Consider the following 2,440-nt stretch of genomic DNA (forward strand, 5'->3'; position numbering starts at 1 on the left):
GTCAGGAGCGCGGCGGAGCGGGCAGCACGGCCGTCCGCAGGGTCGGGATGGTCCAGTGAGAGTGTCCCGCAGGGCGGGGTTGAAGGTACTGCCGGTAGCCCACTGTGCTGTCCAGGTATCGGACGGGATGTGCCGGGTGAGATCACGGTGGAGGCCGTGGGCTCCGGCGCGGGCGGCATCGAGGCTGAGGGTCTGTCGTCTCGTGGGCGGTTCCGCGTCGTGGTGGAGGTGAAGGCCGGTGCGGTAGACGGCGGCGGTCAGGCGGGCCGTGTCACTCCGGGCCTGGTGGAGGTACGGGGTGAGACCGCGGGGCACGGCGTGTACGAGGTACTCGCTGTCGGTGAGCACCTCGTCCAGGAGACCTGCCTGCGCGGCGTGGTGGGCGAGGTGGTGGAGGGTGTAGGGGTGGGCCCGGGACCAGTCGCGGCTGCCGTCGGCCCGCTGGGGGACCCGGTCGGTGAGGACGTGGGTGAACGCGGCGTGGACGGCCCTCGGGTCGGTGTTCTCGCGGAGGTGTTCGGCCAGCGCCTCGTGGTAGAGGCGGTAGGCGGAGCGGTTGCCTTCGGTCGCTTCGACGATGTAGGCGCCCGCCTGTTCGCGCAGCCACACGATGTCGTCGTCGGTGTAGGCGCGCCCGGAGAGGCGGGTGGCGAGGGCGGCCCAGAGGTCTTCCCAGGGCAGGCCCTGGCCCTGGGCGTAGGCGAGGGGACGCAGGAGGTCGGTGACTCGCCGGGCGTCGGCTCCGAGGCGTTGGTGGAGGTCGTGGCGCATGGCGTCGCCGGCATGGCGGGGCAGGGCGACGTGCCAGGCGGTGTCGGTGGGATCGGGGATCGTGGGGGCGGCGGCGAGGGTGCCTGCGGTGATGCGGGCGATGAGGAAGGAGTGGCGGGCTGCGCCGGCGACCTTGCGGGCAACCGGTTCGACGGCGCCCGGGGAGCGCCGGTAGGGGGAGGTACGTCGGGCCTGGAGGAGGGTGCGGGCGGCGTAGGCGGTGAGGGCTTCCGGGTCGGCATAGCGGCCGCTGTCGAGATCGAGGACCTGGTCGTCGGTGAGAGGCAGGCGGGGCAGGAGGTTGGGGCGGGTGCCGAGAAGGAGGCGGATGCGGCCGCGGGAGTGCTGGAGGAGCGGGCGCAGGATGGTGGTGCAGAGGCTGTCTGGGGTGGCGGCCTCGTCGAGGGCGTCGATGAGGACGGTCAACGGGCGTGGGCGGTTCTGTCGGCCGAGGGCGTCGAGGAACGTGCCGACGGTTTCGGCCTGGACGCGGGCGGCTGCGCACAGCGCATCGAGGATGTCGGTGTCGGTGAGGCGTTGGGCGTAGACGGCGGCGTTCAGTGCGCCGAGGTTGAGGAGGTCGGGGGGCAAGCCGAGGGTGTGGAGGGGGACCGTGCGGCGGCGTTCGGGGTGGGTGAGGGCGGCGATCATTCCGAGGACGGCGGTCTTGCCGGAGCCTGGTCCCCCGGTCACCGCCCGGCACCCGGCCGTGTCGCCGTCTCTGCGGGTGCTGAGCCAGGCGGCGAGGTCGGTGAGGGCGGCGTGACGGCCGCTGAACCACCACCCCGGTTCGGTGCCCTCGCCGGTGTCGTGGCTCTGGTAACCCATGGCGCGGAGCAGCAGTCGGGTGACGAGTTCGGTCTCCCGCCGCCGGTCCTGTTCACCGAAGGCAGCCTCCTGCTGCACCGCGAGGTCGACGGCGCTGAGGCGGGCGTCGTGGCGCGGGTTGGGGAGGAACGCGGGCGGCTCCCCGTCCAGGCCGACCATCGCCAGGCCGATCCGCTGGTGGTCGGGCCGCTCCGGGGCGTCGTTCATATGCTGGACCACGGTGCTCACCGACAGCGTGTCAGGGCCGCGGCCGGCTACCGCCAGGCCGTTCACCGCGTCCTCCAGCAGGCGCGGGAACAGGTCGGCCACCGCTTCCTGGTGGGGCTGGGCAGAGGACACGATGACGAGTCCCGACCCGGACCCGGTGCCCCAGGTCTGTCCAAGGCGTTCCAGTGCTGCGGCAGCCAGCTGGTTGCCGCCGTGGCCGACGTAGCAGGCGTCCAGCATCAGCAGCACCCGCCGGATCCGGGTGTCGAGCAGCATCGCCCGCGTCAGCTCCGCCGTCGGCAGCCCCGTGTACGACAGCCGGTCCGGATCGGTGTCAGCGGTGATCAGGACGTGCTCGCCGGTGGAGTCCAGGATGTCGCCGTGGCAAGACAGGTACACCGCGAGCAGGTCTTCCTCCCGGCGTTCCGGCGAAGTACAGAACGCGTTGAGGGCGTCGGTCAGTTCCTGCTTGGTCGGATTCGGTGGAACGCCGTCGTGCAGGTGGTACCCGAGGCCGGCGAACAGCGCGGCGACCCTCCACCGAGCCGTCGCCAGGTCAGCCCGCTCCCAGGCCCGGTTCTACGCGTACTCCGCCACCGACGCGCCGATCACGAACCTCCGCGGATGCCAGATC

Annotated in this window: 1 pseudogene; it reads right to left on the reverse strand. The window is 72.3% G+C overall.

The annotated features are described in order from the left end of the window. Positions 1–2,205 (reverse strand): annotated as a pseudogene (locus tag ACWDCZ_RS40405) (hypothetical protein); the annotation flags it as partial. Positions 2,206–2,440 lie beyond the last annotated feature (235 nt).

The sequence above is a fragment of the Kitasatospora sp. NPDC001225 genome (assembly GCF_053597855.1).